Annotated in this window: 2 protein-coding genes; one reads left to right on the top strand and one right to left on the bottom strand. The window is 40.3% G+C overall.

What is annotated here, in order from left to right; translation table 11 throughout:
- Positions 1–233 precede the first annotated feature (233 nt).
- Entirely contained in the window at positions 234–680 is a 447-nt protein-coding gene (locus ISP07_RS20375) for a hypothetical protein (protein ID WP_209328713.1), read from the top strand.
- Between the two features lie 17 nt (positions 681–697).
- Here the strand turns inward: ISP07_RS20375 and ISP07_RS20370 are convergent, their stop codons facing one another.
- Positions 698–2,116, bottom strand: coding sequence for an alanine/glycine:cation symporter family protein (locus ISP07_RS20370; RefSeq protein ID WP_209328712.1), 1,419 nt, complete (start codon positions 2,114–2,116; stop codon positions 698–700).
- Positions 2,117–2,389 lie beyond the last annotated feature (273 nt).

Here is a 2,389-nt window from a genome sequence, read left to right as displayed (position 1 = left end):
AATTGGTAGACACAAGGGATTTAAAATCCCTCGCTGGTAACAGCGTGCCGGTTCAAGTCCGGCCCCGGGCACCATTTACACAAAATACCTCTTCTCTATTTCATTTATATTTCTTTTTATAATCTCATCAAATTATTTTTTTATTGCCAAAATAGCTTTATAGTTTCCTTAGTCTTTTTAAAACAGCTAACGCGTTTCAAGTTTTAATTAATAAATAGGATCAAGGAAAGATAATGGAGCAATTTAAACGTGGCTTAAATCAGTTTTGGGTAGGCGCAGTATTTGGGCTTTGTCTAGCGATCTCACTAGTGGTTATTCCTGTTGCGATTATTATGTCGAATATTAACGATGTACTGAAAATTCATGAGGTGAGCGTGCTTGTTGATAAAGTATCGACTGTCTTCGATAAATCAGAACAAGCCATTAGTAATGCCAAATCAGCGCTAACCGATTATGATAATGACGTGGTGATGGATATGCTTACTGCTGTGCAATCTTATCAGCAACAATCGCAGCCATTATTAACCGCAGAACAAAAACAAGCATTAAAAGCGCAAATTAAAGATCAGCTTGTTACTCAGCTTGAGTCCAAACTTAACGAGCAACAAATTACATTCATATTGTCTGTTTTTGAAAAGTTAGCAAATACAAAAAAGGGAGCACAAACGCTCCCTAAATAAGAATTTACTTAACTAGATTATTTACGCCACGCGCCTTTAGGAATGGTTTGATCTAGTTTTTTGTTTTGCGAAGGATCAAATGTAGGTAATTTACCTGCCTTACGTTGTGTGTTGTAGTCCTTCGCGAGCCAAATAACGACGCCCGATAACATAAATAAAGCGATTACGTTAACAATAGCCATTAAACCCATCGAAACATCGGCAAGCGTCCAAACTAATGGCAATTCACCAAGTGCACCAAACATCACCATACCAAGTACCAGTAATCGGAAGATCAACATACCCGATGCATGGTTATGCTCTAAGAACAATAAATTGGTTTCGGCATAAGAGTAATTAGCAACAATCGAGGTAAATGCAAAAAACAAAATTGCAATCGCAACAAAGGTTGCACCCCAGCTACCAACGTGTTCTTCAAGGGCAGCTTGTGTTAACGCAATGCCAGTCACACCTGAATCAGGTATAAGCTGTTGTGATAATAAAATAAGGGCTGCAGTTGCAGTACATATAATAATTGTATCTACAAATACGCCGAGCATTTGTACATATCCTTGTGAGGCAGGGTGCGGTGGGTTAGGTGTTGCCGTTGCAGCAGCATTTGCAGCGCTACCCATACCAGCTTCATTAGAGAATAGGCCACGTTTAATACCCTGGATCATAGCCTGCATTACACCATAACCTATTGCACCCGCACCCGCTTGCTCGATACCAAAGGCACTATTTATAACATGCATAAATACGCCCGGTAATAAATCGTAGTTCATGGCACACACATAAAGTGCAACTAACAAATAAGCCAGCGCCATAAATGGCACAACCATTTCTGCAAAACGTGAAATAGTTTTTAAGCCACCAAAAATAATAATGCCTGACCCTAATACTAAGCCGATACCTACAACATAGTTTGGAATACCAAACGCAACGTTAAATGCAGCAGCAATAGAGTTTGATTGAACAGCATTAAATACCAAGCCAAAAGCAAGAATAAGGCAAAGAGAAAAGATCACACCCATCCAGCGTTTGCCCAAACCATATTCCATGTAATAAGCAGGGCCACCGCGAAAGTTGCTATCTTCATCCACCGTTTTATATGCCTGAGCAAGGGTACTCTCGGCAAAACTTGTCGCCATACCTATTAATGCAATAAGCCACATCCAGAAAATTGCACCGGCACCGCCTAAATAAAGTGCGACGGCAACACCTGCCATATTACCCGTACCAACTCGCGCAGCTAAGGAAGTACAAAAAGCTTGGAATGAAGAAATGCCATCGCCAGAACCTTGGCGGCTCTGAAACATCACTTTGACCATATGTGGGAATTGAGTGAACTGAATAAAACCGAGTCGAAGAGTGAAAAATAGCCCCGCAGCTATTAAAAGGTAAACCAGAATGTGACCCCAAAGGAGACCACTTATACTATTTATAATGTCTGTCATTTTTCTTGCCTTGTGAGCGAGTTGAAAATCTGCGGCGCAAGTTACCATAACAAGCGAGGAGAGTTTAGTTATTCTGCTAAAAAACATCAGTTATCCACAGTTATTTGTGGGTAACATGTTTGCATTTGGTGGGTATCTGATTAATTTGAAAATATTCAAAAAAACCTTCACAAAGTGCTTGCGTTAAAAATCCATCTCCCTATAATGCGCATCCACTGACACGGCGGGCAGCAATGAAAAGCGCTGAACAAAGTGACACAGAGTTAAGTAAAA

The organism is Pseudoalteromonas sp. PA2MD11 (genome assembly GCF_017808125.1).
In the GTDB taxonomy this organism is placed as follows: Bacteria; Pseudomonadota; Gammaproteobacteria; order Enterobacterales; family Alteromonadaceae; genus Pseudoalteromonas; species Pseudoalteromonas simplex.
Note: the sequence above shows the minus strand (reverse complement) of the source record. Positions and strands in the feature narration are given on the sequence as shown.